This window comes from Pseudescherichia sp. L3 (genome assembly GCF_024656065.1).
GTDB lineage: Bacteria > Pseudomonadota > Gammaproteobacteria > Enterobacterales > Enterobacteriaceae > Pseudescherichia.
Map to the genome: position 1 here is coordinate 831,261 of NZ_JANKYC010000001.1, position 25,506 is coordinate 856,766.

Here is a 25,506-nt window from a genome sequence, read left to right on the forward strand (position 1 = left end):
ATGAACAATAATTAATCTGCTGTCGTAGTAGTCTACTGCTGCTAATCATCACGCAGGGCAATGACAGCCGCACAGCTCACTAAACGTAACTCAGTATAGATGAAGGATATTTTTCTGGGGTGCTAAGTGGTTCGGGGGATCCCTTGCACTATGGGCACAGAGATAACCCGCGCATTAACGGCAGGCGTTAATGCGCGTCTGGAATCAGTGTCAGCTCTGAATGATCTCAACCGTATGGGTTTGCCCATCATCTTGCAGCGGTATTCTGTCATCAGCCAGGATAACGCCATCGAGTGTAAGGCGATATTCTGCATCGCCGCGTGAGACACTAATCTGATAACGGCTTTTGCCATATTGGTAGGCCATAGAAAAAGATGGCCACGCATCCGGCAACCGGGCATGAACAGTTAAGACAGCACCGGAACGTTTTATTCCCAGTAACTCCTCGGTCAGTAAACGCCAGGCCCAGCCTGCGGAACCGGTATACCAGCTCCAGCCCGCACGTCCGGTATGGGGCGCGACGCTGTAGACATCAGCACTCATGACATAGGGCTCAGCTTTATAAATCCCAACCGAGTCTGCATCCAGAGCATGATTTATCGGGCTGAGCATTGACCAGAGTTGCCAGGCGCGTTCACTACTCCCCATTCGGGCAAATGCCATCACTGCCCAGATGGCACCATGTGTATACTGCCCTCCGTTTTCACGCACACCAGGCAGATACCCCTGAATATAACCCGGATTAGGACCATGGCCATCGAACGGAGGCGTTAACAGTTTTATCAACCCCCCCTCGTTATCTACAAGGTGCTGATTCAGTGCCTGCATGGCCTTTGCGCACCGCTCCGGACTTGCGGCCCCGGACAATACAGACCAGCTCTGCGCAATCGCATCAATCCGGCAGTCCTGTGAGGCTTTCGACCCCAGTGGAGTACCATCGTCAAAATAGCCGCGCCGGTACCACTCGCCATCCCAGCTGTGGGCTTCGAGATTTTTTTGCAGGCGCAAGGCCTGTGTACGACACATGGAAGCGACACCCTCATCCTGCCTGCTCTCTGCCAGCGCCGCGAAGCGCTGCAAAATGTCGTACAGGAAGAAGCCCAGCCAGACGCTTTCACCTTTGCCTTCGATACCCACCCGGTTCATCCCGTCATTCCAGTCGCCCGCGCCCATTAGCGGTAGACCATGCTCTCCGAACCGCAGTCCATATTTAATCGCTCTGACGCAGTGTAACCAGAGTGTCTCTTCGGTGCCGCTGATGACCGGCGTGTCATAGACAGACTCTTCCCCAGGCTGAAGCAGACGCCCCTCCAGATAAGGCGAGCGTATTTCAAGGGCATCTTTATCCCCCGTGGTTTCAACATAGTGGCAAACGGCAAGGGGAAGCCACAGGTAGTCATCAGAACAGCGGGTACGAACACCGTTGCCGTGTGGAGGGTGCCACCAGTGTTGCACATCTCCCTCGATAAATTGCCGTGATGCACACAGGATTATCTGTTCACGCATCCGGTTCGGATCGGCATGGCTCAATGCCAACGTATCTTGCAGTTGATCGCGAAAACCAAATGCACCACCTGACTGATAGTAACCACTGCGAGCCATAAGACGACAGGCTACTGTCTGATACAACAGCCAGCCATTAACCAGTAAATTTACGGAGGTGTCGGGGGTGTTAACCACGATTTTATCGAGCACATTATGCCAGTGGGCGTGAACACGGTTTAGCGCCTGACGGACCGTATCCTCATTCATATAGTGGTTAAGCGTCTCCTGAGCACGCACAGGATCCTCTTCTGCGCCAAGGATAAAAATAAACGTCCTCTGATCGCCATCAATTAATGTGACTGCCGATTGTACCGCCCCGCAGGGATCCAGACCGGCTCCCGTCTTACCTGAAAGTCTGCGCAGTTTCATGGAGGAGGGGGCGTGCAGAGAGCCATTACGGCCGATAAATTCCCGGCGGTCACCCGTCAGCGAACAGTCATTACCGCTGACGGCAATAAAAGCAGTACGCTCGCCACCGTTATTACCGTAAAAGTTGTTCGCCAGAACGCTACAGCCGCCAGGAATAGTGGCTGCATGTGTCACAATGTGAGGGGCTGAGCGAGTTCGGGATTCGCCGAGCGTCCACTCCACATAGCCAGTGACGGAGAGTTTACGTGTCCGTCCCGACGTGTTACTGAACGTCAGGATCGCCAGTTTAACCGGCGCCGCTTCAGCAACCAGCACCGTCAGCTCGCTGTCTATACCACTCTCACGATGGGCAAAAACGCTGTAACCAAAACCATGGCGGGTCAGGTAATCACCGTGTCCGCGAACAGGCAAAACCGTCGGTGACCAGTATTCACCGCTCTCTTCATCGCGCAGATAAAATGCCTCGCCGCTGCGATCGCTCACCGGATCGTTCTCCCACGGCGTCAACCGGTATTCATGTGCATTCTCATACCAGGTGTAGGCCTGTCCCGCCTCTGAAATCACGCTGCCAAAACGGGAATTTGCCAGTACGTTTGACCAGGGGGCCGGTGTCGGCGCATTTTCCCGCAGGAGAATCTGGTACTCCCGACCATCCTGCGAAAATCCACCGTAGCCATTAAAATGGCATAACTGACGGGTATCGGGGCTCCAGTCCGTATGTTGATTATGCTCCCGTACAACACGTGGAATGAGTGCTCTGACCGGAGGTTTCAGGGTATGAAGACGCTGGTTAAGCTGCTCATTAATGCCACCTGCGCGGTCATCAATATAAAGACAGGCCACGCTCATCAAAAGCAACTTATCTTCAGTAGAGAGATGCTCGCCATTACGGACAAAAAGCCCGCCCTTTTTGTCCAGCAGACTGGCTTCAGACCCCGCATAAATTAATTCCATAATCTGATTTTGTAATCCCTGCTGGTAGCCGCCGGGGCTGTTATTCAGGATAACCAAATCAACATTCAGTCCTTTCTGTCTCCAGTAACGGTGTGCCTGTATCAGGGTGGTAACGGAGGAGATACTTTCCTCGCTGGTAATACTGAGCAACACTATCGGCAGATCGCCTGAGATTGCCCAGCCCCACAGACTGGACTGTCCACGCCGATTGCGGCCGATCGCCAGACCTTCGGCGCGCAGCTCCTGGACAGGGTAAAGCACCGCGCTGGCGAGACGATTAAACAATGTGGCATCATCTTCACTGGCGTTCATCTGGCGTAGTACTACCAGACTGTGAGACCAGGCCAGTTCAAAGACGCGATCCGCGATAGGGTAATCGCGATACTTTTCCAGCAACGCCAGGCTCTGCTGGCGGGTCTCGCTGATGCCATAAATGATATCAATGGTGATCGGCTGCCCCGGTTGCAGAGTGATGGCGTGGCGTATTGCCAGAATCGGATCCAGCACTGACCCCGACGTGTTGCTGAGCGCTCCTCCAGCCTCTATCGCCAGGGCATCAGCAGGGTTTCTGCCGCGACCAAGAAATTTTGCCCTGTCCGTTTCAAACGAGACGTTATGTCGGTTATCGCCATGCACCACCATCATGTGAAACAGGCAGGGACTGGGTTCATCCGGGGAGCGCGGGCGTCGGTGGCAAAGAATAGCGTCGCGCTCAGGATCCAGCTCAGTTTGAATAAACAGATTGCTGAATGCCGGGTGCGCCAGATCGCTGGCATCAGGTGCTAAAACCACTTCGGCATAGGTTGTCAATTCCAGAGCGCGCGGCTGGCGACCACGATGGATCAGAGTAAGCCGTCGCAACTCAATATCATCCTCCGGGGAGATCACAACCTGCGTTTTGACGCTGAGTTCCCCAAAGGAGCGCCTGAATTCAGCACTTGCATCGGTGAATATAACTTCCTCATCATGTCCTTTGGTGTAGCCTGTCGGTTGCCAGGTATTGCTCCACACACTCCCCGTCTGTATATCGCGGATATAGCAGAATGCTCCCCAGTTATCGCGGGTGGTATCACTGCGCCAGCGCGTAAGAGCAATATCATTCCAGCGACTGTAACCGCCACCCCCTGCTGTCAACATCAGATGATAATGGCTGTTGGACAGGAGCTGAATATCCGGGGTGGGTGTATCCACTCCATTAAAGATTCGGGGTTCATAGCGAACGGGTTTAACTCTGCCCTCATGAGATTCAAAATGACGGCGGGGGCTGTAGAGATCGATCGCATCCGGCACGCGCTCCTGTAATAGCAGGCTCGCTGAGCGGAACACCGTACTGGACATGAATCGCTCAGTCATGGGGGCGTCTAGCAGTACATGAGCCAGTGCCTGAAAAGCCATGCCCTGGTGATGTGCCATCCATGACTTTACCACCGCATAGAGCTGACCGGTTGCAAGGCGCGAAGGGGTATAGTCCAGCGCTTCATAAAAACCATATTCGCCATGGGCACCATTTTTTTGCAGCCTGAACAGATTCTCACAGGCTCTCTGGGGTGAAATCATCAGTGCCAGCAGTGTGGCGTAAGGGGCTACGACCATGTCATCGGCAAGTCCCCTGCGCAGACCGAGACCCGGCACGCCAAATGCCTGATACTGATAATTATGCTGAACATCAAAAGCATGATAACCAGACTCTGATACACCCCACGGTACCCCGCGTTCTTTTCCCCAGTGAATCTGGCGCATAACCGCCGACTTACTCATCTCATCAAGCAGACTACCAGGCCAGGTGGGCATCACCAGATTCGGCATCAGGTATTCAAACATCGACCCGCTCCATGACATCAGGGCGGTTTCATTATCAATCGTGGTAAACAGTCGACCCAGCGCGTACCAGCTTTTAAGAGGCAGCTGATTAGTCGCGATGGCGAGGAAACTGGTCAGGCGGATTTCAGATGGCAGGAGATCGTAGTGGCTCTTGTCAGGCGTATTCGTGTCACAGTTATAACCGACCCTGAGCAGACTGGTGGCTTCGCTATAGAGAAAGGCGAAATCCATCCGGGAGTGCTCATCCAGTCGCTGTTCAAGTTCGGTGATAATATTGAGCCGCATTCTGGCTTGCCCCGTCGCTGACGCCGGAGGTGTTCCTTCTCCGGTAAATGTCGCACGGGCAAGCTCGCTCAGCGTCGGCAGTGTTTGTTCGTTCCAGGAGGCGGGTAACCAGCCAAGCAGCAGCGACCACTCATGGCAAAGCTGAACCAGTTGATGCTCCAGATGTCTTGCCCAACGTACCTGAAGGGGAGACCCCTTATGACTCTGCGTTGTCAGATGGTTGCACTGGGTACGCATGTTTTTCAGCTCGCTAAAAAACGCTTGCGGAGATAGCGACTCGGCGCTCAAACAGTGTTTGCGCAGCAGTTGCAGGCTGTCAGGTCGGTTCTGCCCCCACTGTTTTTCCAGAATATCCAGCGTATCGTTCAGTCCTGCCAGTATCTGCTGTGTGTTTGATACGGGCTGATGACGCATAGCGGACAGCCCTGCCCGCAGCGTCAGCAAATGCCCTGCCATGTTGCCGCTATCGACGCTTGAGACATAGCGGGGGCTGAGGGGGGCCAGCGTACGGGTGTCATACCAGTTATAGAGATGGCCCCGGTAGTGCTCCATTTTATCCAACGTGTCGAGCGTGAGCGATACGCGTCGGAGCACCTCGCCTCCGGGCAGGTAGCCAAAGTCCCAGGCCGTCAGGTTAGCCATAAGGGAGAGGCCTATATTGGTAGGGGAAGTACGATGCGCCACCGTGGGTTGCGGTATTTCCTGGTAATTATCAGGTGGAAGCCAGTTCTCTTTTTCTGTGGCAAAGGTTTCAAAAAATGCCCAGATTTCACGACTTGTCTGGCGTAAGAGTTGTTTTTGTTCCTGATTTGGCGAAAACACCCTGCGAACAGGCTGGCGGCTCAGCCAGCTCATTAGCAGCGGTGCCAGACACCAGAGCAAACCGATCGGCAACGCAATCGCCAGCAGTTGCGGCGCAAGTTGTCCGGTCAGTATGATTAGCGTCACGCCACCTACAACGTTCAGCCACATAGCCAGATAAAAACGCGCAACCGTGGGTCTGGCCTGATGGCTGTCCTGGCTGTGGCTGACCCACTGGCTGAGGTTATGCCTGCTGATCCCCAGTCGCCATAGCGTCACGGCAATCGCTTTCAGCGAGTATCCCGCTTCGTGCGGCAGTATCATGAAATTCAGGCCGATACCTGACAGACGCTTCAGCGCGCTCGTGCCCACCATTAATAGATGCGGCTTCAGGCGACGACGCAGAGGTTTATGCAGAAGATCATGGGCGATGCAGAGGATGGCTGGCAACAGCCATATCAGCGACAGTACGCCCAGCCAATAAAACGGATTAGGCACCCAAAGCAGGGTGAAGAACAGCAATATCAGTAGCGAGGGGGCAACCAGACTGCGGCGCAGATTATCAAGTAATTTCCAGTAAGAAAGCGCGGTCAGCGGATTCTTACCTCGGGTTCCATCGGCTTTTCTGACGTGTGGTTTCAACCAGTTAAGCAGTTGCCAGTCCCCCCGGATCCAGCGTGAACGTCGTGCAACATCCGACAGATAATTATTAGGGTACTGTTCGTAGAGTAACACTTCACTTAGCAGACCTGAGCGTGCATAGCATCCTTCAAGGAGATCATGGCTGAGAACCAGATTTTCCGGGCAGGTGTTGGCAGTGGCCTGCACAAAGATATCGACATCATAAATGCCTTTGCCCACGAAAGATCCTTCCCCAAAGAGATCCTGATAGATATCCGAAGACATCATCGAGTAGGGGTTATTGCCCGGTACGCTGCTACGCAGAGCGGCATAGCGTCCTTGCCCGTTGCGGGGTATCTCCTCTGCAAGCCCGGGTTGCAGAATGCCGTATCCTTTGACGACCCTCTGGCGGATCGGATCGTACTCTGGCGTATTCAGCGGATGCGCCATCGCCGCGACCAGTTTGTGTGCCGTATCGCGCGGCAGCACCGTATCACTGTCCAGGGTAATGACGTATTTAATGTGCCCCGGCAAAAGGTGGGCAGGCATGTCTGCAACGCTGATGAACTGTGTCCCCGGATGGCGTAGCCAGCTATTCAGCAACGCCAGTTTTCCCCGCTTGCGTTCATAGCCCATCCACTTTCCTTCTGTCGGATTCCATTCAGGCTGACGGTGTAGCAGATAAAAACGCGGGCGGCTGGAGGGGTAACGGCGGTTAAGCACCTGCGTATCGGCGATAGCCTGTCTGAGCAGTGCGTTACTTTCCGGCGAGGGTTCATTTTCAGAATCAGCGAAATCAGTGAGCAGAGCAAATCTAAGATTTTCGTTTTGATTCCCCAGCCAGCAGACTTCAAGACTGGTGAGGAGTTTGCAGAAACTTTCGTGGCTGGTTAGCATGCAGGGGATGACGATCATGGTTGCACTGTCAGCGGGAATGCCGGTTGAAAAATCCATGCCTGGCAACGGTCGAGGAACGCGAAAACGCGTGGTTGCGTCACTGAGTAAATCACTCGTTAACTGCGTTAAAGCGATAATCAGAGGCAATATCACTGCGATCGGCAGCCAGTCTGCCCCCTGCATGGCAGTTTCATGCAATATTGCCGCGGTCATTGCGGTGGTCAACAATGCCAGGCTTCCAAGCCAGGAGAGCAAGGTTACTCTATTGAAACTGTGTCGTAATCGTATCAGCCTGGACGTGTCTGCCAACAGATGAATTTCCAGCTGCTGTCGACCTTCTCCCGCGAGATAGTACCCAACGTGATATTCCTGTGTACCGGGCGTCCTGGCCCCTGAAAGCAGCAGAACCCTGTCAGCAACTTCCGGCTCACTGAGACCACTGTCTCTGGCCAGGATCTCTACTACATGGCGGTAGTGATCCCGGGTATTGAAGTGCATCCGGGGATAGATACCAGCAGGATCGTTGCGCAGAGCCTGTTCAACAACGCTTATCGTTTCTGCGAAATCAGCCCAGTCCGTTTCGCTCACTAATCGCAGCCCTGCGATGCTGTTACTAACCGATAGCTGGCTGGCGGCAAGCTGTTGATTGAAGTTATGTATAAGAATATCGGTGGTGACTCCCTGTTCCCGGAGACACTGATCAACCCAGGTCAGAGGTAGCGACAACGCGTTGCCATGGCCCTGCAGGCGCCGCACCAGTTCTGCGACAAAGGCACTGGTTAACGGAGGTTGGGAGCGCGCCATATCGGCAACCATCATGATTAAATCAGCAGGCGCGCGCTCCGCACATTCAAAAAATCGTGTTATCCATGTATCTGCCAGGTTTCGTTCCCGCTGTGCCTTTATCACCTCTGTACTGATACGACGGAGATTTTCAATCAGCGCCAGGCGCAGCATTCCCGGTAAGGCCCAGACTTCACCTAATGTCAGCGGTGTCGCCTGCTGATAGGCGGTGAGATAGCTGGTCAGGCTGGCAGTATCCCAACGGCCATCACCATGAGCGATGGCCTCTGAGGCAATATTGTAAATTCGTGGACAGTTCAGCGGCGACATCAGCGAGGGAAGACCTTTACCGAAACTTTTCGGTAAGTGCTGGCGGACAGTACGGATCTGTTCCTCAATCAGGTAATAGTTGTCCAGCAACCACTCCCCGGCGGGCAAGATAGTGGTCTTTTTACCCGCGTTAAGCTCATAGCAGTTTTGCGTAATAACGGCCTCGTTTTCGCCGAGTCGTTTCAGGAGATAATAAGGAGGCTTATCAGGCGATACTTTATGGGTCCGGGCCAGCTTCTGACCGTAGCGTTCCATCTGGGCGGTCGAAAAAAGTTCTGACCGCGGACTGCTTTCACCAGTAGGATCGTTCGCCGAAAAGGTAACGTTTTCAGCGGCATGCGCAGGAGTATGGGAGCGGTTAAACCACGCTCTTGGGGTCTTTTTCATAGCGTTGCTCTGATGAGACGTTAGCGCGCAGGAGCAGGTGTGAAATCAGTTCAGAAACGTTCTCTCAGGATGGGCGTAAGGCATCAGGGATTTTACATCTGCTGGAATTTGACTTAAGTATAGAATATGGGCTCTGTGCGCGGTGCTGGCGTCGAGAGACAAACAGGGCAGGTAGCAGTGCCGGCAGGCGCACCGCTAAAGAGGTTCATTGCATAATCGATAATGGACATAATCATTAACCTTTCAATGAATGAGCTTCACCGTATCACATGCGGTTAATTTTTAATCTATTTATTTTAATGTCCTGAAATTCAGGAAAGGTAGATGTTTGCAGCCACAGGTCCACTGAGACCGTTGATCCGGCAAAATTCAATACGGCTTCCTGGGATGAGTAATTCTGATTCGCGGGAGTGAACGGCTGAAATGTGAAGCAGAACGTCTTTTCGGCCATCAGAAGGGGTGATGAGCCCTTTACCACTAAGAACGTCAAAACTTTTGACAATTCCTGTCATTTTATGTGACAAGTCAATTCCTTGTTAAAAACACGTGCATATTATACATCGAAAAAATTATATTGCCACTTTTAATAGTGTTTGCAGGAAATATTTATAGTGCTTTTATTATGCTCCCTAAGAAATTGCGACCAACATTATCAACCAGCGGACATACAGATGACCTAAGTCTGATGTAATCCGCTGACAGATTCGCTACGCTCCGCCTGTAAGATAATCACTCACTCCCGGAGGCACCGGGACTGGTCAGCGTCGCCCTGACCTGAGGAAGACTCTGCGGGTAATTTTGTTGAATAAACTCAATCATTTTTTCCCGCACGTAACAGCGTAAATCGAAGGCCGTAGGTGAATTTTGCGCCGTCATTAACAATCTGATGGTCATCGTTTTTTCAGTCGTATCGGTAACCTGAAGGACCTGAGTTTGTTGATCCCAAAGTCTTGTTTCACTGAGCACCTTTTCAAAGTGTTTTCGCAGAGGCTCTAAGGGCATGGAATAATCAACATAAAGAAAAACAGATCCCAAAATTTGTGCATTGTTACGCGTCCAGTTTTGGAATGGATTTTCTGTGAAGTAGGTGATCGGTAAGACCAGTCGGCGCAGATCCCAGAGACGCACTACAACATACGTCAGGTTTATCTCTTCAATCCAACCCCACTCTTTTTCAACCACTACAGCATCATCGATTTTTATGGGTTGTGTAAACGCTATCTGAATTCCGGCAAACAAATTGACAAGTGATTTCTGTAGGGCAAAGCCAATTATAATTCCGGCAACCCCTGCACCAGCCAGAATGGTTGTACCGAATTTTCGAACGCCAGGAAAACTAAGTAAAATCAGTGAAAGACAGAACGTCACCAGCACAACAATAGCGACTTTCTTAACATAGATTATCTGAGTGCGAATTTTGCGGGCGCGAAGGTTATTGGAAATGTTAATGTCATAGCGTATAAAAAGCATATCCTGCGCAACATTAATTAATCGAATCAGGACTGAGCAAAATGATAGTATTATAAATATATTAATTGTCGTTGTAATGAATGTAATGTATTCAGGTTGAACATGGACATAATTAACCCCCACGCGTATCAACAGCAGAGGGATGAAAAGGAACATTGATCCGCGAAGGTGTTTCTCAAGGGATTTAAATAGCTTTCTGTCACGACTTTGCCAGTAGCGAATGAACTGTAGCAGTATAAATCTTGCAAGAAAACCCACCGCGAGCGAGAGCGTCACGACCAATACAGCTGGCACCCATGCCGGAGCGACAGATAACTCACCAAATAAAAAAGGCATTCTTTCCCCTTATACCTGCCAACAACCCTGCGGAGTTAGCTCGGTTAAAAAATCAGTCATTCTTCTCTTAACGCTGTTCTCTATATTAGCCTGCTTTACGCGCATTATTAGAAGAAAAGGATGAAAATCTGGCCTCGTTAGTTTATTAAAATATTTTGCAGCAGCAAGGTGTTATGCGTGGCGCCCCGCAACACAGAGAGCATAGACGCAGTAGAATAGCCGTGGCGCTTGAGGCTTTTTGCCTCATAACGTTGAAGTGGTAAAGATGTGATGAGGCAGAAAGAAGAAAGCCCCGAAGGTCATTTTTCAATTAACCAACGAGGCTTGCTCTTATGCTCGACAACATCAGAGTAGCCGTTTACCCGCCACAAGGCAAGGAGAAGAAGGCTATGAAGCTGCCATGGAACGCTCTCATCTGGTGCGTATTAATTGTCTGTTTAACGCTGTTGATATTCACCTGGCTGACGCGAAAATCACTGTGTGAAATTCGCTACAGAGATGGGAGCAGGGAGGTGGCTGCTTCGATGGCCTGCGAATCTGGTAAGTAGCAACCTGGAGGCGGGGGCAACCCCGCCTTTTCAGGAACGATGTGTCTGAGCATCGCGAGCGCCTTTACAAGGGCTGCTGGTTTAGGCCAGCAGCCTTTTTCTCTAAAGAAGCATAATCATTGATGATAGGGTAATACGTTAACGCGAAAAGGAGATAAATTATGATTGTCCGGACATGGCACGGCTGCGTTCCACTAAAGCATGCTGAAGGCTTTGCAGAGCACCTTGATAAAACAGGCGTCGATCATTCAAAAAGCGTACCGGGAAACCGGGGGGCGTTTGTTCGCCGAGAGACGCAGGGCGACTGGGAGCACTTTTTCCTCGCAACGTACTGGGAAGATCTATCGGCGGTGAAGGCGTTTGCAGGCGAGAATTATCATGTGGCGGTCACCTATCCGGATGATGAACAGTTTGAACTACTCTCCGATCCCTACGTTTTCCAGCATACGGTGGCTGCCGTTTCGCCGCCCAAGTAACTGTCTGTAACTGCTATAAAGGCGGTTATGCATTCAGCTGAGCGGATACGTCCACGGCTATTTCAGTAAATGCCCAGGCTGCAAAGCTCTGATAAGCATCTCTTCGGCGCATCAGGACCGCTGTGCGCGTCAGGCGTTCGGGTTCGAGCGCGATCGCTACCAGATTATCCTGGACAAGGGCGGTCCTGGCGGGCAGCAGCGTGGATAAAGATGTCCTGCGGACAATTTCGATTACCGCCCCGAGAGCATTAGCTTCCATCACGACTTTTGGATGAATGCTGTGTTTACGGCAGAAGCTGTCAATCTGCTCGCGGGTCGCGAACTCCTTGCTGAGTAATACGAGGGACTCGGTATTTAAAGCCCGTAGCCCGGCAGATTTTTCCTTCGCAAGCCTATGCCCGCTATTGACTATGAGGGCAAGCGTTTCGTCCAGCAGCGGTATCGCGTCAATGTCCGGACAGTGAACATCACCGAATGCGATCCCCACGTCCAGCTCCCCTTCCTGAAGCAGCGCTTCGATGCTTTCCTGTGAAATTTCCCGCACGTTGAGGGTGATTTCTGGATAGCGAAGGTGGAATGCCTCGACCAGCGGCCCGACAAGATATGTTGTGAAGGTTGGCGTTACGGCTAAGCGGAGCGATCCACGGCTGAGATCGTTTACGTCGTGGATAGCGCGCGTAGCGTCCCGCAGCTCTTGAGAAGCGCGGCGCACATACTGTAGATAAGCGTGCCCGGTATCAGTCAGACGTGTTGTACGGCCAGACCGATCGAACAACTGGGTGCCCAGCTCCTCTTCCAGCTGCTTTACCAGCTGCGAGAGCGCTGGCTGAGAGACGTGCAGCGCTGCAGCAGCTTTGGTGAAGCTGAGGTGCTCAGCAACCGCCTGAAAATACCGTATGTGCCGCGCAAGCATCGTTTATTCCATAAGATTATCTGAAGCAATCCATAATAATGTAGACTTTTACCTTATACCAGAGGTTGCTTACTCTTTGTCCCACACAACCGACACTGAGGCTGCAACCATGAAAGAGATTATTGAAGGTTTTTTGAAGTTCCAGAAAAACGTCTTCCCCGAGCGCGTCAAGCTGTTCAAAAGTCTGGCCAACCAGCAGAATCCGAGAGCGTTGTTTATTTCCTGCTCCGACAGCCGCCTGGTGCCTGAACTGGTTACCCAGCGCGAACCTGGCGACTTATTTGTGATCCGCAACGCTGGCAACATTGTGCCCTCTTATGGCCCGGAACCGGGCGGCGTTTCAGCCTCAGTGGAATATGCGGTTGCCGCTCTCCAGGTGAATGACATCGTAATTTGCGGCCACTCTGACTGTGGCGCCATGACTGCCGTTGCCACCTGCAAATGCCTCGACCATATGCCCGCCGTATCGAGCTGGTTGCGCTATGCCGACTCCGCCCGTGTGGTGAATGAGGCCCGACAGCATCCTGACCCGTCCGCCAAGGTCGCGGCGATGGTGCGCGAAAACGTCATTGCGCAGCTGGCTAATATCCAGACTCACCCGTCCGTTCGCCTGGCGCTTGAAGAGGGGCGTGTAACGCTGCACGTCTGGGTCTATGACATTGAGAGCGGTCGCATTGATGCTTTTGATGGCAGAGCCGGCACCTTTGTGTCCCTTGCTGAAAATCCAGACGTAAACGCCGTTTCCTCACAAGCCAGGCATGTTGCCTGAACCCCTTACTTCCCAGGAGAAAAGACCATGATCCAGACTCAAGTCACTCAGGCCGCACGTCAGGCACTCACCGAAACCATTATTCTGACTAAGGCACGCAAGGATCTCTCCTTCGCCGACATCGTTGACGGCACCGGTTTATCCGAAGCCTTCGTTACCGCAGCCCTGCTTGGTCAGCATCCGTTGCCTGCCGATGCCGCAGCAGTTGTCGGCAGGAAGCTCGACCTGAATGCCGATGAAGTTAAACTGTTGCAGTCAGTGCCCGTTCGCGGCAGCTTTGCCGATGGCATCCCGACCGATCCGACCATCTACCGTTTCTACGAGATGATGTCAGTTTACGGGCCCACCCTGAAGGCTCTGGTTCATGAGAAGTTCGGTGACGGCATCATCAGCGCTATTAACTTCAAACTGGACATTAAGAAAGTTGAAGATCCGGACGGCGGCCATCGTGCGGTGATCACCCTGGACGGCAAGTATCTGCCAACCAAACCTTTCTGATCCCCTCAACATTAAGCCCGGCAACTGAAAAACCGGGCTGCCTGCGTTTTCAGAAAGAAGATCCCGTGATGCGTCATTCACTTTTCTCGATAAACTCGACTCATGCTACCGCTCTACCGGGACATGACGTCATTATCGCAGCGGAACGACCGGCCGATGAAACCGACCGGTCAGCATGCAGTTATTTCAGGTGTTCTTTTAGTTCATAAGCGGCCTGACCAAGTGCGGTCCGCACGGCGGGCACGTCGCTCAGCGCGTTCAGCAGACCGTAGTCATGAATTAACCCATTGTAGCGGGTAACCGTCACATTGACGCCGGCGGCATCAAGCTTGCGGCCAAACGCCTCACCTTCGTCGCGCAGTACGTCAAGTTCAGCAGTCTGGATCAGAGTGGGCGGCAGTCCCGTCAGCTGTTCAGGCGTTGCGCGTAGCGGCGATGCCAGGATGTTGTTTCGATCGCTCTCTTTAGTGGTGTAGGCATCCCAGAACCACTTCATCATATTACGCGACAGGAAATAGCCGTTCTCATACTGGCTGTAAGAACCGGTATTGAAATTCGCGTCAGTCACAGGCCAGAGCATGACCTCATAGCGGATTGCCGGCGCTTTATGCTGTTTGGCCTGGAGCGCTACGGCGGCAACCATGTTTCCGCCGACGCTGTTACCTACCAGTGCCAGGCGACTACCGTCAACGCCAATTTCGTTACCGTGCTCGGCAACCCAGCGGGTTGCTGCATAGGCCTGATTAATGGCAACCGGGAAATGCGCTTCCGGTGATGGTGTGTAGTTGACAAAGACAGCCGCTGCACCTGACTCACTCACCAGGTCACGAACGAGGCGTTCGTGGGTGGCAAAATCGCCCAGAACCCAGCCGCCGCCATGGAAGAACATAAAGACAGGCAGGGTTCCGTGTGCGTTGTGGGGTTTCACAATATGAAGTTTGATCGCACCGCCATCAACATTGATCGTTTTTTCAGTGACGTCTGCTGCAGGTAACTTTGCGCCTTTCTGGGCGTTGATCAGCACCTGACGCGCATCCTGTGGAGACATCTGCTCCATAGGCTTGCCTCCGGCACCGTTCAGGGCGTTGAGAAACGCCTGCACGTGACGCTCCGGCTGAGGAGCATCGGCAAAGCTGTTGCCTGAAACGGCTGCCATTGCGGCAGTCAGCAATACAGATTTAATATTCATAATATGACCTTAATAATATCGTTTGCTATAAAATAGTGCGCTACTTACCGAGGTAAAATAGATGGACTGTACTTGCCCCGGTAAACCCGCGCTCCGACAAAATTGTAAAAAGCCCCAGTCTCAACTTAACATCGACGGGTTGAGTAAAGCCCCGGCCAGGAGAGGAGTCGTGGGCCTTACGCGGGATAACGTAATAACTTACAGACCCAGATCGGACAGGCTCGGGTGATCGTCAGGACGACGCCCCAGCGGCCAGAAGAACTTGCGCTCGCTCTCTTTGATAGGCATGTCATTGATACATGCGAAGCGGCGCTTCATCAGGCCGTCGGCCTCAAATTCCCAGTTTTCGTTGCCATAAGAGCGGAACCAGTTACCCGAGTCATCACGCCATTCGTAAGCATAGCGGACAGCAATGCGGTTCCCGCCAAACGCCCACAGCTCTTTAATGAGGCGGTACTCGTGCTCTTTTTTCCATTTACGGGCGAGGAAGCCTTCAGCCTCTTCGCGGTTATTAGCGAACTCTGCACGGTTACGCCATTTGGTATCCAGCGAGTAAGCCAGCGCGACTTTTGCCGCGTCGCGGCTGTTCCAACCATCTTCAGCCAGACGGACTTTCTCAATAGCCGTTTCCAGCGTAAATGGCGGAAGCGGCGGACGTACTTGTGTATCAGTCATGGTAAGACTCCTGTTAATTTCGATTTAAAGTAATAGCAATATTTGTTACTCAGGCTCCGGCTGAGAACCTCTCCAGCAAAACTTTTGCAACGTCCCGTGCGTCATCAGCGGCGTTCCGGTCGCCCATTACATATGTCATGGTGATAGCCCCCTCTATCAGAACCAGTAGCTGCCTGGCCAGGACCTCGGGCTGTTCAGTATTCAGCTGCTCGCTAAGTTCGAGGGCATAATCCAGCAGTTTCTGTTTATGCATCTTTGCTATCTGGCGAACGGGATCGTCCGGGTCTCCCACCTCTCCGGCTGTGTTGATAAAGGCACAGCCCCGGAAGCCTTCAGACTCAAACCAGCTCTTCAGGACAGTGAACATGTTCAGAATACGATCCTGAGGCGTTTCGCCTTTATCAGATTCGGTTCTGAACCACTGCATCCACCGTTCGTCACGCTCATTCAACGCGGCCGAAGCCACGTCCTCTTTGTTCGCGAAATGGCGATAAATACTTTTCCTGGCGACGCCGGAGGTCTTCACCAGAAGGTCCATGCCCATGGCGTGGATGCCGTTCTGGTAGATGAGCTGCTCAGCGGTGGCGAGGATTTTTTCTCGGGTATCACTTGGCTTCTTGTTCATGTCTTAAAGGTAGAACGATCGTTCTACCTGGTCAAGCGTTTGTTTTCGCGTATTTCGACACGGGCGGGGTACTAAGGAAATAAATTATTTTAAATCAATAAATAAGAGGTAAATAATTTTTGTACGGCAAAGTGGTTTTCTGAAAAGACAATGCTGTCAGGGATAAAATGAGTGTTGAGGATGGGGTCGCTGCTGGGGAGGGTGGATATAAATGCTAACCGTAGCCGCACTTTTACAGGTGCGGCCTGGTTTGCTAAACGCCTTTTCTGTTGCGGAATGCAGCCACTTTCATGCGATTGCCGCAGGTGGCCATGCTGCACCAGCGGCGGCGATGGGATTTACTTAAATCGTGAAAAAGTAAAATACAGTTGTGGGCTTCACACTGCCGCACGTATTCGAACTTTTCATCGGTGATCAGTTTTACAAGCGCATCGGCAACCGGCCAGAGGAGGCCTTCGGGGCTGTCAGCGTCGGAACGAACATCCACACGATAGCGCTGCGTATCCTGGTCCCATTTCAGCCGCGTCTCAGGACGGCCTTTTTCAAGGATCCTGTTAATGACCGTCAGATCTGCCTCACTGGACTTCATCGCGGCATGCACGACTGCCCGGGCGGCATCGCGGAGCTGGCGAGCCTCCGCCAGTAATTGAGGCGGAGCCACAGCGTCTTTTGGCACAAGTCCCGCCGTTTCCAGCCAGTCGATAACGCTTCGATCGTCATCAAAGCAATCATGTCGGTCGTCACCTGTCCCGTATTCACTGTTGATGAAGTCCAGTGCGAGGTTATCGGCCAGGAAGAGAGGAGGGGAAGAACGCTTATTGATTTCCATACGTACCTGTAACCCGTTAAATAATTTTGACAGGTTACCACAATTGTGTGTAACCTTCAATTAAGCACTTTAACGGTTACAAGGGGTTTGCTATGACATCTTCTCATTTTGGATCATCAGCTGCAGATAACGCGCCTGCCACGCCAGCGGCACAAGTTCATTACCGCTATAAACAGGCGGGCAACGTTAACGTTTTTTACCGTGAGGCTGGCGATCCGGCATCGCCAGTCCTGCTGATGCTGCACGGTTTCGCGGGCTCATCATTTATGTTCCGTGATCTTATTGCGCAGCTGGCAGATCGCTATCACCTGATAGCGCCAGATTTGCCGGCCTTCGGTTTTACCGAGGCGCCAGCACGGGGTGAATACGCTTATACTTTTGACCAGCTTGCTGAAACTATCGACCGGTTTACTCAAGAGCTGGGCCTCGATTCCTATGCTCTGATGGTTCACGACTACGGTGCTCCCGTCGGATGGCGTCTTGCCTTGTCGCATCCGCAGCGGGTTACCGCCATCATTTCCCAGAATGGCAACGCTTACGAAGAGGGGCTGGGAGAGGCCTGGGCACCTATTCAGAAGTACTGGGCCGACCCGACCTCCGGGAACCGGAGCGCGTTGCGTGATTTTCCAACGCCGGCGTCAATCAAATGGCAGTATCTGGAAGGTGTAACCGATCCGAGTCTAGTTTCCCCGGATGGCTATTCACTTGAAGGGATGCAGGTATCACGGCCGGGCAATGCGGAGATCCAGCTTGACCTGCTGCTGGATTATGCTTCGAACGTGAAGATGTACCCTCTGTTTCAGCGCTATTTCAGAGAGTATCAGCCACCCTTGCTGGCGGTCTGGGGGAAACACGATCCGTTCTTCATGGCCGCTGGTGCGGAAGCCTGGAAGCGCGATATCCCGAAAGCCGAGATAAACTTCTATGACACCGGTCACTTCGCGCTTGAAACCCATGCGAAAGAGATAGGGGACGACGTGCGGAAATTTCTTGACCGCCAAAGCATGGCTGTCCGAACATAAAACAGACTTTACCGTTCAGTACATTTAATCCCGCTGCTAAGGAAAATCATGAAAAAAATTGCATTGATATGTTCTCTGCTGGGGAGCCTCGCGGCCCATGCGCAAAACGCGCCGCTTCCTGAACCCGTCAAGCAGATAGAGAAGCAGGGGATTGAGATTATTAAACCCTTTACCGCACCCGGAGGCGTCGAAGGATGGTTGGGCAAATATCAGGATACTGGGGTTACGATCTATCTGACGCCTGATAAAAAACACGCTATTTCAGGCTATATGTACGATGCCCAGGGTAATAACCTGAGCGAGAAAATTATCAATGATGAGATCTATATTCCGGCAGGCCGGGAGATGTGGAAAACGCTCACCCAGGCGCAGGGGATAAAAGAGGGTAGCGAGGAGGCGAACTGCAAGGTGGTGATGTTTGCCGATCCCTTCTGCCCCTATTGCAATAAATTCTGGCATCAGGTGCAGCCGCTTATTAAAGACAAGCGCGTCAGCATGACAACGTTGCTGGTAGGCGTGATCCGCCCTGAGAGTGGACAATATGCAGCGGCCATCCTGGCAGCAGACGATCCCCGTAAGGCGTGGCACGAACTTGAAAACTCTAACGGTAAAAACAAACCGGCGTTAAAAGAAAATACGCCTCGCCCTGTTTTTGAGCAAATTCAGCGTAATCAGCAGCTTATGGATAAGTTAGGGGCAAATGGCACGCCAGCCATTTATTATCTGAATAAAGACCGCGCCCTTCAGCAGATTCTGGGCATGCCCAACGCGCAACAGATGGCTGATTTAGCGGCCTGCAAGTAAGAGGCTGGCTTACAAGCAAATAAAAAGGGAGCCTTTCGGCTCCCTTTTTTACATCACTGCTATCAGAAACTGTAGTTAGCGCTGATAGAGAAGTTACGCGGCTCGCCATAGACAATGGTGCGGCTGTCGATGTCGGTTTCGTAGGATTTGTCGAACAGGTTGTCGACGTTCGCCTGCAGAGAGAACGCTTTAGTGACCTGATAACGGGCAAACAGATCCACCAGCGCATAGCTACCCTGCTCAGCGCGCAGCGTGCCGTCGGCAACGGCAACGTTAGACCAGACGCGGTTCTGCCAGTTAACGCCGCCGCCGAGGGTCAGATCCTGCATCATCGGCAGACGGTAGCTGGTGAACATCTTCACGGTGGTACGCGGCAGGTTCGGGTTAACCGCGTCGCCTTCGGCATCGTTCGCCACGTAGCGGGTTGCGCCAAAGGTCATCTGCCAGTTATCGGTCAACGCCCCGTTGATCTCAAACTCAACGCCTTTACTCACCGTGCCGTCCGCTTCGCGGTAGGCAGTTTCGCCGTTGCTGCCAGGGATCACCAGACCGGTAGACTGCGCGAGGTGATCCTGCTCAATGCGGAACACGGCAAGGGAGGTGGTCAAACGGCTGTTCATCCAGTCCGCCTTCACGCCGGCCTCATAGTTATTACCGGTGATGGGTGACAGATACTTACGCTGCTCATCACGCTGGGTCTGCGGCTTGAAGATCGAGGTATAGCTGGCGTAGGTGGACCAGCTGTCGTTGATATCAAACACCACGCCGGCATAAGGAGAGGTATTGTTCTTCTCCATCTGCTGGTTCAGCGTATCCAGGTTGTATTTGGTATAGCGCGCCCCCAGGATCAGGTGCAGCGGATCGGCCAGAGAGAGGCGGGTCGCTGTATAGACTGATTTCTGGTGGATAGTGTCATCCTGCGCCAGGCTCAGCGGGTTCCAGTTAGTCTGCGGGAAGTTACCGTTATAGTCAGCGTAGTTACCCAGCTGAGTATCGCCAATGTTCTCCCAGGAGCTGTAGTAGATATTGTTCTGACGGCTGTAGTTCGTCCCGATCATCAGCTCGTGCTGACGGCCAAGCAGGTCATAGGAGCCGTTAGCAAAGGTATCGATAGCGTCAACTTTGCGCTTGCCGGTGTTGTAACCGGTGCCGCCCACGAAAGGATAGGATGCGCCGTAGGGGCTGACCATCAGGCCGGTCTCACGATCAACCTGGCCGTCAAGATAGAGCTGCTTGCTGTCGAGATTCTGTTCGGTATGGGTGCCGTTGACGGTCAGCTGCCAGTTGTCCCCCAGCTTCTGCTTCAGGGTCGCGAAGGTACGCTCAGATTTTTTATCAACATAGGCCCACTCCGGTGCGGTGCTGAAGCTGCGATCCGGATTGACGCGGCCGCCATCGGTATACCAGCGTGGAATGCCGCCCCAGGTGGGGCTGTTGGAGTTGGTCTCCTGGTAGTCGTAGCCGACGGAGAACGTCGTCGCGTCGGTCAGATCAACATCCAGCACGCCGTAGAAGAATTTTTTCTCCTGGCTATAGCGATCCAGCCAGCTATCATTGTGCTGGTAGCCCGACACCATGCGGCCACGAATGCGACCGTCGTCGGTGAGCGGGGTAGAGAGATCGGCCACGTAGCGCTGTTTGTTCCAGCTGCCATACTCAGCGGAGACGTTGCCGACAAATTCACGGCTGTCGGCATGTTTACGCACCATGTTAATGGCGGCGGAAGGGTTACCGGAGCCGGTGGTCAGTCCGTTAGCGCCGCGGACGACTTCGATACGCTCATACAGAGCGGTATCAGACAGGGCGTCACCCATATTCCAGCGGGTCTCAAACAGGGTCGGAATGCCGTCGACCATAAAGTTGTCGATCTCAAACCCGCGGGAATAGTAGTTGGTGCGCTCAGAGTCCGTCGCGCTTTGGGTAATGCCGGTGGTGTTTTTCAGCACGTCGCCGAGGGATTCCAGCTTCTGATCCTTAATGCGCTGTTCGCTGATGATGCTCACGGACTGCGGGATATCACGCGCAACCAGCAGCATTTTGGTGCCGGAGGTGGTGGTTTTAACGCTGTAGTCCTGGCGCTCTTGCTCGGCATAGGCGCTGTCTGCTGAGCCATCAACGATAACGGTATCATCCGCGGTGGTATCCGGCGTGGCGGCAACGCCAGCGGCAGGGGTAAGTGCAAAAGCAATACAGACTGCCAGCAGGGATGGCGCGGCGGCAGGACGGTGTCCATCCCTGGCGTGAACGGTGAAAGACATGGTAAACCCTTTTCGCAAGTTAAATAGTGCGCTCTGACCGATACGTTGCCGATGCCGAGCGTGCTGTGTGTTCTTGTCATGCAATTGCGCATGAAAATGCAAATGCGAAATATACGCATTCATCTTATCGCTGTAAACAGATGTAATATTTATTAAGTGAATTATTGCAGGGCGTTAAGTGGTGAAAAATCAGACGTAACGGCAGTGGTTAATCCTAATGCGTGAAGAAAAGCGGCGTAATAGTTGAAACATCAGGAGATTCTCGATCATACTCTCTTGTTGAGTCCCGCAGTTATTCATTAAGGAAGACGTCATGGCCGAAGAAACGATTTTCAGTAAAATTATCCGCCGCGAAATTCCGTCGGATATCGTCTGGCAGGATGAGCTGGTCACGGCATTCCGTGATATCTCTCCGCAAGCGCCGACGCATATCCTGATTGTGCCTAACCTGCTGATCCCAACGCTAAATGACGTCTCTGAGGCGCACGAGCAGGCGCTGGGGCGTATGCTCACCGTCGCCGCGAAGCTGGCCGCTCAGGAGGGGATTGCCGAAGATGGCTATCGGGTGATCATGAACTGCAACCGCCACGGCGGCCAGGAGGTGTACCATATTCATCTGCATCTGCTGGGTGGCCGCGCGCTGGGCCCGATGCTGACACATAAAGGTTAAGCTGATGCTGAGAGGAGGCCTGGCCGCGCTGCTGGCGCTGGCTGTATTGACCGGCTGTAGCTCGCGTCCGTCGATCCCGGTGAGCGATGAGCAGACGCTGGTGATGGAAGCAACCGTGCTGGCGGCGGGCATAAGCGCAGAAAAACCGGTGCTGAATAACGCTGAGATCCAGCCCTCTGCGTCCTCAACGCTCTATAACGAACGGGGCGAACCCGCCACCGTCAACTATCGTTTTTTCTGGTATGACGCCAGGGGTCTCGAAATGCATCCGCTGGAAGCGCCCCGGCGCATTACCATTCCTGCGCATTCATCGGTAACGCTCTACGGCAGCGCTAACTATTTAGGCGCGCGTAAGGTGAGACTCTATCTCTATCTGTAAGGGGTGAATCTTGATTAATAAACTGGGTCGGTATGCGCTACTCACGACCGTAGCGATGATCCTTTCGGGATGTATTATGCGGGGCGAGCAGCAGCCAGCGCCCGTAGAAGAAGCCAAACCGCAGCCGCAGCAGCCGATTGAACAGCCGCAGCCGCAGCCGGTTCCTGAGGTGCCGTCCGTACCGTCTGTCCCTTCCCAGCCGGGGCCGATTGAGCACCAGGATGAAACGGCGCAGCCGACGCCGCGCGAACGTCATTTCGACTGGAGCGGGGCGGTGTCACCGATGGTCAGCAAAATGCTGCAGGCCAGCGGCGCCTCCGGTGGCAGCGTGCTGCTGGTGGACAGCGTCAATAACCGTACCAACGGCTCGCTGAATACCGCCGAAGCGACAGAGGTCCTGCGTGGTGCGCTGGCGAATAACGGTAAGTTTACGTTGGTCTCTGCGCAGCAGCTCTCCGTAGCCAAGCAGCAGCTCGGCCTGTCGCCGCAGGACAGCCTTGGCACGCGCAGTAAAGCGATCGGTATCGCCCGCAATGTGGGGGCGCAGTATGTGCTCTACACCAGCGCCTCCGGCAACGTTAACTCCCCCGCGCTACAGATGCAGCTGATGCTGGTGCAGACGGGCGAGATCGTCTGGTCAGGTAAAGGTGCAGTTCAACAACAGTAATCCTGAGCGTGACGAAATCCTGTCACGCTTCTTTCCCCACGCAACGCTCGTCGCCAGCCCTGAACATACTGGGCTGAGCGGCGGGAGCTGCGTCATTGCCAACGGCCCGCAGCGGCTGGTGCTGCGCCAGCAGCATGCGGCTACCACGCCAGCGCCGTTTCTCCGTCAATACCGCGCCCTTAAGCAACTTCCGCATACGTTGGCACCCCGTCCACAGTGGCTGGGCGAGGGCTGGATGGCCGTAGACTATCTTGCCGGCGAGGTGAAAACCACGCTTCCGGAACCCCAGCACCTTGCCGAGTTGCTGTATCATCTGCATCAGCAGCCCCGTTTTGGCTGGCGCATCACGCTGCTGCCGCTGCTGGAGCGCTATTGGCAGACGTGCGATCCTGCGCGCCGTACGTCGCGCTGGCTGGTATGGCTAAAACGCCTGAAGCGTGAGCGTGAGCCAGGCGTTATCAGACTGGCTCCGTTACATATGGATGTGCATGCAGGTAACCTGGTGCATACCGACTCTGGCCTGCGGCTGATTGACTGGGAGTATGCTGGCGATGGCGATATTGCCCTTGAGCTGGCCTCGGTCTGGACAGCGGATGAGGCTGAGCGTCAGCGGCTTATTAATGCTTACGCCCGCGTGGCAAACATAGAGAACGCGCGGCTGGCGCGGCAGGTTCAGCGCTGGCGGCCCTGGGTGCTGATGCTGATGGCGGGCTGGTACGAGTGCCGCTGGCAGCAGACCGGGGAGCAGCAATTTATTATGCTGGCAGATGAAACATGGTGTCAGTTAGAGACAAAAGGATAAGAGAGGTCAGTGTGGGTCCGGTAATGTTAGATGTGGCAGGCTATGAACTGGATGCGGAGGAGCGCGAGATTCTGGCGCATCCGCTGGTAGGAGGCCTGATCCTCTTTACCCGAAACTATCACGATCCTGCGCAGCTGCGCGAGCTGGTGCGGCAGATCCGCGCCGCCTCGCACCATCGGCTGGTGGTGGCAGTGGATCAAGAGGGAGGCCGGGTACAGCGTTTTCGCGACGGCTTTACGCGCCTGCCTGCTGCTCAGTCGTTTGCCGCACTGCTCGGGATGGAGGAGGGCGGCAGGCTGGCCGAGGAGGCGGGCTGGCTGATGGCCTGCGAGATGATCGCTATGGATATCGACATCAGCTTTGCGCCGGTGCTGGACGTGGGCCATATCAGCGCGGCCATCGGTGAGCGCGCGTACCATGCCGATCCGCATAAGGCGCTGGCTATCGCCACCCGCGTGATCGACGGTATGCACCGGGCAGGCATGAAAGCCACCGGCAAGCACTTCCCCGGCCACGGGGCGGTTGCGGCGGACTCCCATAAAGAGACCCCGCGCGATCCGCGGCCAGAGGCGCTGATCCGCGAGCATGATATGGCGATCTTTAGCGCGCTGATCCGCGACGGCAAGCTGGATGCCATTATGCCCGCACACGTCATCTACAGCGAGGTGGATCCACGTCCGGCCAGCGGCTCGCCGCACTGGCTGAAAACGGTGCTGCGCGGTGAGCTGGGCTTTGACGGCGTGATCTTCTCGGACGATCTCTCCATGGAGGGGGCGGCGATCATGGGTAGCTATGCCGAACGTGCCCAGGCCTCGCTGGATGCTGGCTGCGATATGGTTCTGGTCTGTAATAATCGCCAGGGGGCGGTGAGCGTGCTGGATAACCTGTCGCCGATCAATGCAGCGCGTGTTACAGAGTTGTATCATAGAGGTTCGTTTACGCGTCAGGAGCTGCTTGCGTCTGCCGAATGGAAAGCGGTGAACAGCAAACTGGAACAGCTTCAGGCCCGCTGGCTGGAGCGGCCAGCGGCCCATTAACGCTCCCTGAAAGGGAGATAGCACAGGGTGAGGACAGATGATCATCTACTTACACGGTTTTGATTCAAACAGTCCGGGCAATCACGAAAAGGTTCTGCAACTGCAGTTTATCGATCCCGACGTGCGCCTGCTGAGTTACAGCACGCGCCATCCGAAGCATGATATGCAGCATCTGCTGAAAGAGGTCGATAAGATGCTGCAGCTTAACGTCGATGAGCGACCGCTGATCTGTGGCGTGGGCCTGGGCGGATACTGGGCCGAGCGTATTGGTTTTCTCTGCGACATCCGGCAGGTGATCTTCAATCCTAATCTCTACCCACAGGAGAATATGGAGGGCAAAATCGACAGGCCGGAGGAGTATGCGGATATCGCCACCAAGTGTGTAACCAACTTCCGCGAAAAGAACCGCGACCGCTGCCTGGCGATCCTCTCCCGCCACGATGAAGCACTAAACAGCCAGCGCACTGCCGAGGTACTGCACGACTTTTATGAGATTGTCTGGGACGAAGCGCAGACGCATAAGTTCAAGAATATCTCTCCTCATTTGCAGCGCATCAAGGCCTTCAAAACCCTGGGCTAAGACGCCAGCATAAAAACCAGCCTTTTAATGGCTGGTTTTTTTTCACCCTTCGACTGAAACCTGGTTATCTTTTATGCATCAAAACTTGATATATATCAATTTTGGTATGACCAATGCACCGTTCATGTTATTCTCAAGGGGTAGATGAGGTTTTTTGCAGCTAACT

The 25,506-nt window shown here is 53.7% G+C and carries 22 protein-coding genes; 13 read left to right on the top strand and 9 right to left on the bottom strand.

Going from position 1 to position 25,506, the window contains the following annotated elements; translation table 11 throughout:
* Nucleotides 1-210: 210 nt before the first annotated feature.
* From NR795_RS04055 to NR795_RS04065, 3 genes are all read right to left on the bottom strand, one after another.
* Nucleotides 211-8,793 (bottom strand): glycoside hydrolase family 94 protein, encoded by an 8,583-nt coding sequence (locus tag NR795_RS04055; RefSeq protein ID WP_257757221.1) that lies wholly within the window; start codon nt 8,791-8,793, stop codon nt 211-213.
* Between the two features lie 311 nt (nt 8,794-9,104).
* Nucleotides 9,105-9,317, bottom strand: coding sequence for a cold shock-like protein CspF (cspF, locus tag NR795_RS04060; protein WP_144812484.1), 213 nt, complete (start codon nt 9,315-9,317; stop codon nt 9,105-9,107).
* Between the two features lie 205 nt (nt 9,318-9,522).
* A complete protein-coding gene (locus NR795_RS04065) occupies nt 9,523-10,599 on the bottom strand; it encodes a mechanosensitive ion channel family protein (RefSeq protein ID WP_257757222.1) in 1,077 nt (358 codons plus the stop codon).
* Between the two features lie 301 nt (nt 10,600-10,900).
* Between NR795_RS04065 and NR795_RS04070 the strand changes: the two genes are divergently transcribed.
* The 3 genes from NR795_RS04070 (at nt 10,901) to NR795_RS04080 (ending at nt 11,623) form a co-directional block, all read left to right on the top strand.
* Nucleotides 10,901-11,083 carry a FlmC family protein gene (locus tag NR795_RS04070; RefSeq protein WP_257758265.1) on the top strand — a complete coding sequence of 61 codons (183 nt, stop codon included), beginning with the start codon at nt 10,901-10,903 and terminating at the stop codon, nt 11,081-11,083.
* Nucleotides 11,028-11,147, top strand: a complete 120-nt coding sequence (locus NR795_RS04075) for a type I toxin-antitoxin system Hok family toxin (RefSeq protein WP_257758266.1) — start codon at nt 11,028-11,030, stop codon at nt 11,145-11,147. Before NR795_RS04070 ends, NR795_RS04075 begins: the two co-directional genes overlap by 56 nt.
* A gap of 161 nt (nt 11,148-11,308) precedes the next feature.
* A complete protein-coding gene (locus NR795_RS04080; protein ID WP_144812378.1) occupies nt 11,309-11,623 on the top strand; it encodes a hypothetical protein in 315 nt (104 codons plus the stop codon).
* Between the two features lie 25 nt (nt 11,624-11,648).
* Here the strand turns inward: NR795_RS04080 and cynR are convergent, their stop codons facing one another.
* Nucleotides 11,649-12,536 (bottom strand): transcriptional regulator CynR, encoded by an 888-nt coding sequence (cynR, locus tag NR795_RS04085; RefSeq protein ID WP_257757223.1) that lies wholly within the window; start codon nt 12,534-12,536, stop codon nt 11,649-11,651.
* A gap of 109 nt (nt 12,537-12,645) precedes the next feature.
* Between cynR and NR795_RS04090 the strand changes: the two genes are divergently transcribed.
* Together NR795_RS04090 and cynS are read left to right on the top strand one after the other, a co-directional pair.
* On the top strand, nt 12,646-13,305 hold the full coding sequence (locus tag NR795_RS04090) for a carbonic anhydrase (RefSeq protein WP_257757224.1): 660 nt from the start codon (nt 12,646-12,648) through the stop codon (nt 13,303-13,305).
* Between the two features lie 27 nt (nt 13,306-13,332).
* Nucleotides 13,333-13,803, top strand: coding sequence for a cyanase (gene cynS / locus NR795_RS04095; protein ID WP_144812368.1), 471 nt, complete (start codon nt 13,333-13,335; stop codon nt 13,801-13,803).
* A gap of 181 nt (nt 13,804-13,984) precedes the next feature.
* On the opposite strand, the gene NR795_RS04100 is transcribed toward cynS, so the two are convergent.
* The 4 genes from NR795_RS04100 to NR795_RS04115 all read right to left on the bottom strand — a co-directional run bounded on the left by NR795_RS04100 (nt 13,985) and on the right by NR795_RS04115 (nt 17,121).
* Complete coding sequence (locus NR795_RS04100) at nt 13,985-14,992, bottom strand: alpha/beta hydrolase (protein ID WP_144812364.1); 1,008 nt, start codon at nt 14,990-14,992, stop codon at nt 13,985-13,987.
* Nucleotides 14,993-15,190: 198 nt separating this feature from the next.
* Nucleotides 15,191-15,667 carry a DUF1348 family protein gene (locus NR795_RS04105; protein WP_222890164.1) on the bottom strand — a complete coding sequence of 159 codons (477 nt, stop codon included), beginning with the start codon at nt 15,665-15,667 and terminating at the stop codon, nt 15,191-15,193.
* Between the two features lie 49 nt (nt 15,668-15,716).
* Entirely contained in the window at nt 15,717-16,292 is a 576-nt protein-coding gene (locus NR795_RS04110) for a TetR/AcrR family transcriptional regulator (RefSeq protein WP_257757225.1), read from the bottom strand.
* Between the two features lie 253 nt (nt 16,293-16,545).
* A complete protein-coding gene (locus NR795_RS04115; protein ID WP_257757226.1) occupies nt 16,546-17,121 on the bottom strand; it encodes an ABATE domain-containing protein in 576 nt (191 codons plus the stop codon).
* A gap of 92 nt (nt 17,122-17,213) precedes the next feature.
* Between NR795_RS04115 and NR795_RS04120 the strand changes: the two genes are divergently transcribed.
* Together NR795_RS04120 and dsbG are read left to right on the top strand one after the other, a co-directional pair.
* Entirely contained in the window at nt 17,214-18,143 is a 930-nt protein-coding gene (locus NR795_RS04120; protein ID WP_257757227.1) for an alpha/beta fold hydrolase, read from the top strand.
* A 48-nt stretch (nt 18,144-18,191) separates the two neighbouring features.
* Nucleotides 18,192-18,947, top strand: coding sequence for a thiol:disulfide interchange protein DsbG (gene dsbG, locus NR795_RS04125; RefSeq protein ID WP_257757228.1), 756 nt, complete (start codon nt 18,192-18,194; stop codon nt 18,945-18,947).
* Between the two features lie 62 nt (nt 18,948-19,009).
* Here dsbG and fhuE read toward each other — a convergent pair whose 3' ends face one another.
* The gene (fhuE, locus tag NR795_RS04130; protein WP_257757229.1) at nt 19,010-21,205 is read right to left on the bottom strand and encodes a ferric-rhodotorulic acid/ferric-coprogen receptor FhuE; all 2,196 of its coding nucleotides are present in this window, start codon (nt 21,203-21,205) and stop codon (nt 19,010-19,012) included.
* Between the two features lie 313 nt (nt 21,206-21,518).
* On the opposite strand from fhuE, the gene hinT reads away from it, so the two are divergent.
* From hinT to ycfP, 6 genes are read left to right on the top strand one after another with little or no spacing between them, the layout of a single operon-like run.
* A complete protein-coding gene (gene hinT / locus NR795_RS04135; RefSeq protein ID WP_042392832.1) occupies nt 21,519-21,875 on the top strand; it encodes a purine nucleoside phosphoramidase in 357 nt (118 codons plus the stop codon).
* Between the two features lie 4 nt (nt 21,876-21,879).
* Complete coding sequence (locus NR795_RS04140) at nt 21,880-22,254, top strand: YcfL family protein (protein WP_144812341.1); 375 nt, start codon at nt 21,880-21,882, stop codon at nt 22,252-22,254.
* A gap of 13 nt (nt 22,255-22,267) precedes the next feature.
* Nucleotides 22,268-22,921 carry a penicillin-binding protein activator LpoB gene (gene lpoB, locus NR795_RS04145; protein WP_144814587.1) on the top strand — a complete coding sequence of 218 codons (654 nt, stop codon included), beginning with the start codon at nt 22,268-22,270 and terminating at the stop codon, nt 22,919-22,921.
* Nucleotides 22,902-23,723, top strand: a complete 822-nt coding sequence (thiK, locus tag NR795_RS04150; protein WP_257757230.1) for a thiamine kinase — start codon at nt 22,902-22,904, stop codon at nt 23,721-23,723. The genes lpoB and thiK overlap by 20 nt, the downstream gene beginning before the upstream one ends.
* An 11-nt stretch (nt 23,724-23,734) precedes the next feature.
* Nucleotides 23,735-24,760, top strand: a complete 1,026-nt coding sequence (gene nagZ / locus NR795_RS04155) for a beta-N-acetylhexosaminidase (RefSeq protein WP_257757231.1) — start codon at nt 23,735-23,737, stop codon at nt 24,758-24,760.
* Between the two features lie 37 nt (nt 24,761-24,797).
* Nucleotides 24,798-25,340 (top strand): alpha/beta hydrolase YcfP, encoded by a 543-nt coding sequence (gene ycfP / locus NR795_RS04160; RefSeq protein ID WP_257757232.1) that lies wholly within the window; start codon nt 24,798-24,800, stop codon nt 25,338-25,340.
* Nucleotides 25,341-25,506: the final 166 nt, after the last annotated feature.

What these genes read in the sequence shown, in the direction of transcription:
- fhuE (WP_257757229.1), bottom strand. Translation starts at nt 21,205, where the DNA reads ATGTCTTTCACCGTTCACGCCAGGGATGGACACCGTCCTGCCGCCGCG.
- cynR (WP_257757223.1), bottom strand. Translation starts at nt 12,536, where the DNA reads ATGCTTGCGCGGCACATACGGTATTTTCAGGCGGTTGCTGAGCACCTC.
- NR795_RS04120 (WP_257757227.1), top strand. Translation starts at nt 17,214, where the DNA reads ATGACATCTTCTCATTTTGGATCATCAGCTGCAGATAACGCGCCTGCC.
- NR795_RS04065 (WP_257757222.1), bottom strand. Translation starts at nt 10,599, where the DNA reads ATGCCTTTTTTATTTGGTGAGTTATCTGTCGCTCCGGCATGGGTGCCA.
- hinT (WP_042392832.1), top strand. Translation starts at nt 21,519, where the DNA reads ATGGCCGAAGAAACGATTTTCAGTAAAATTATCCGCCGCGAAATTCCG.
- ycfP (WP_257757232.1), top strand. Translation starts at nt 24,798, where the DNA reads ATGATCATCTACTTACACGGTTTTGATTCAAACAGTCCGGGCAATCAC.
- NR795_RS04115 (WP_257757226.1), bottom strand. Translation starts at nt 17,121, where the DNA reads ATGGAAATCAATAAGCGTTCTTCCCCTCCTCTCTTCCTGGCCGATAAC.
- NR795_RS04110 (WP_257757225.1), bottom strand. Translation starts at nt 16,292, where the DNA reads ATGAACAAGAAGCCAAGTGATACCCGAGAAAAAATCCTCGCCACCGCT.
- cynS (WP_144812368.1), top strand. Translation starts at nt 13,333, where the DNA reads ATGATCCAGACTCAAGTCACTCAGGCCGCACGTCAGGCACTCACCGAA.
- NR795_RS04055 (WP_257757221.1), bottom strand. Translation starts at nt 8,793, where the DNA reads ATGAAAAAGACCCCAAGAGCGTGGTTTAACCGCTCCCATACTCCTGCG.
- NR795_RS04105 (WP_222890164.1), bottom strand. Translation starts at nt 15,667, where the DNA reads ATGACTGATACACAAGTACGTCCGCCGCTTCCGCCATTTACGCTGGAA.
- NR795_RS04100 (WP_144812364.1), bottom strand. Translation starts at nt 14,992, where the DNA reads ATGAATATTAAATCTGTATTGCTGACTGCCGCAATGGCAGCCGTTTCA.
- dsbG (WP_257757228.1), top strand. Translation starts at nt 18,192, where the DNA reads ATGAAAAAAATTGCATTGATATGTTCTCTGCTGGGGAGCCTCGCGGCC.
- NR795_RS04090 (WP_257757224.1), top strand. Translation starts at nt 12,646, where the DNA reads ATGAAAGAGATTATTGAAGGTTTTTTGAAGTTCCAGAAAAACGTCTTC.
- NR795_RS04080 (WP_144812378.1), top strand. Translation starts at nt 11,309, where the DNA reads ATGATTGTCCGGACATGGCACGGCTGCGTTCCACTAAAGCATGCTGAA.
- NR795_RS04140 (WP_144812341.1), top strand. Translation starts at nt 21,880, where the DNA reads ATGCTGAGAGGAGGCCTGGCCGCGCTGCTGGCGCTGGCTGTATTGACC.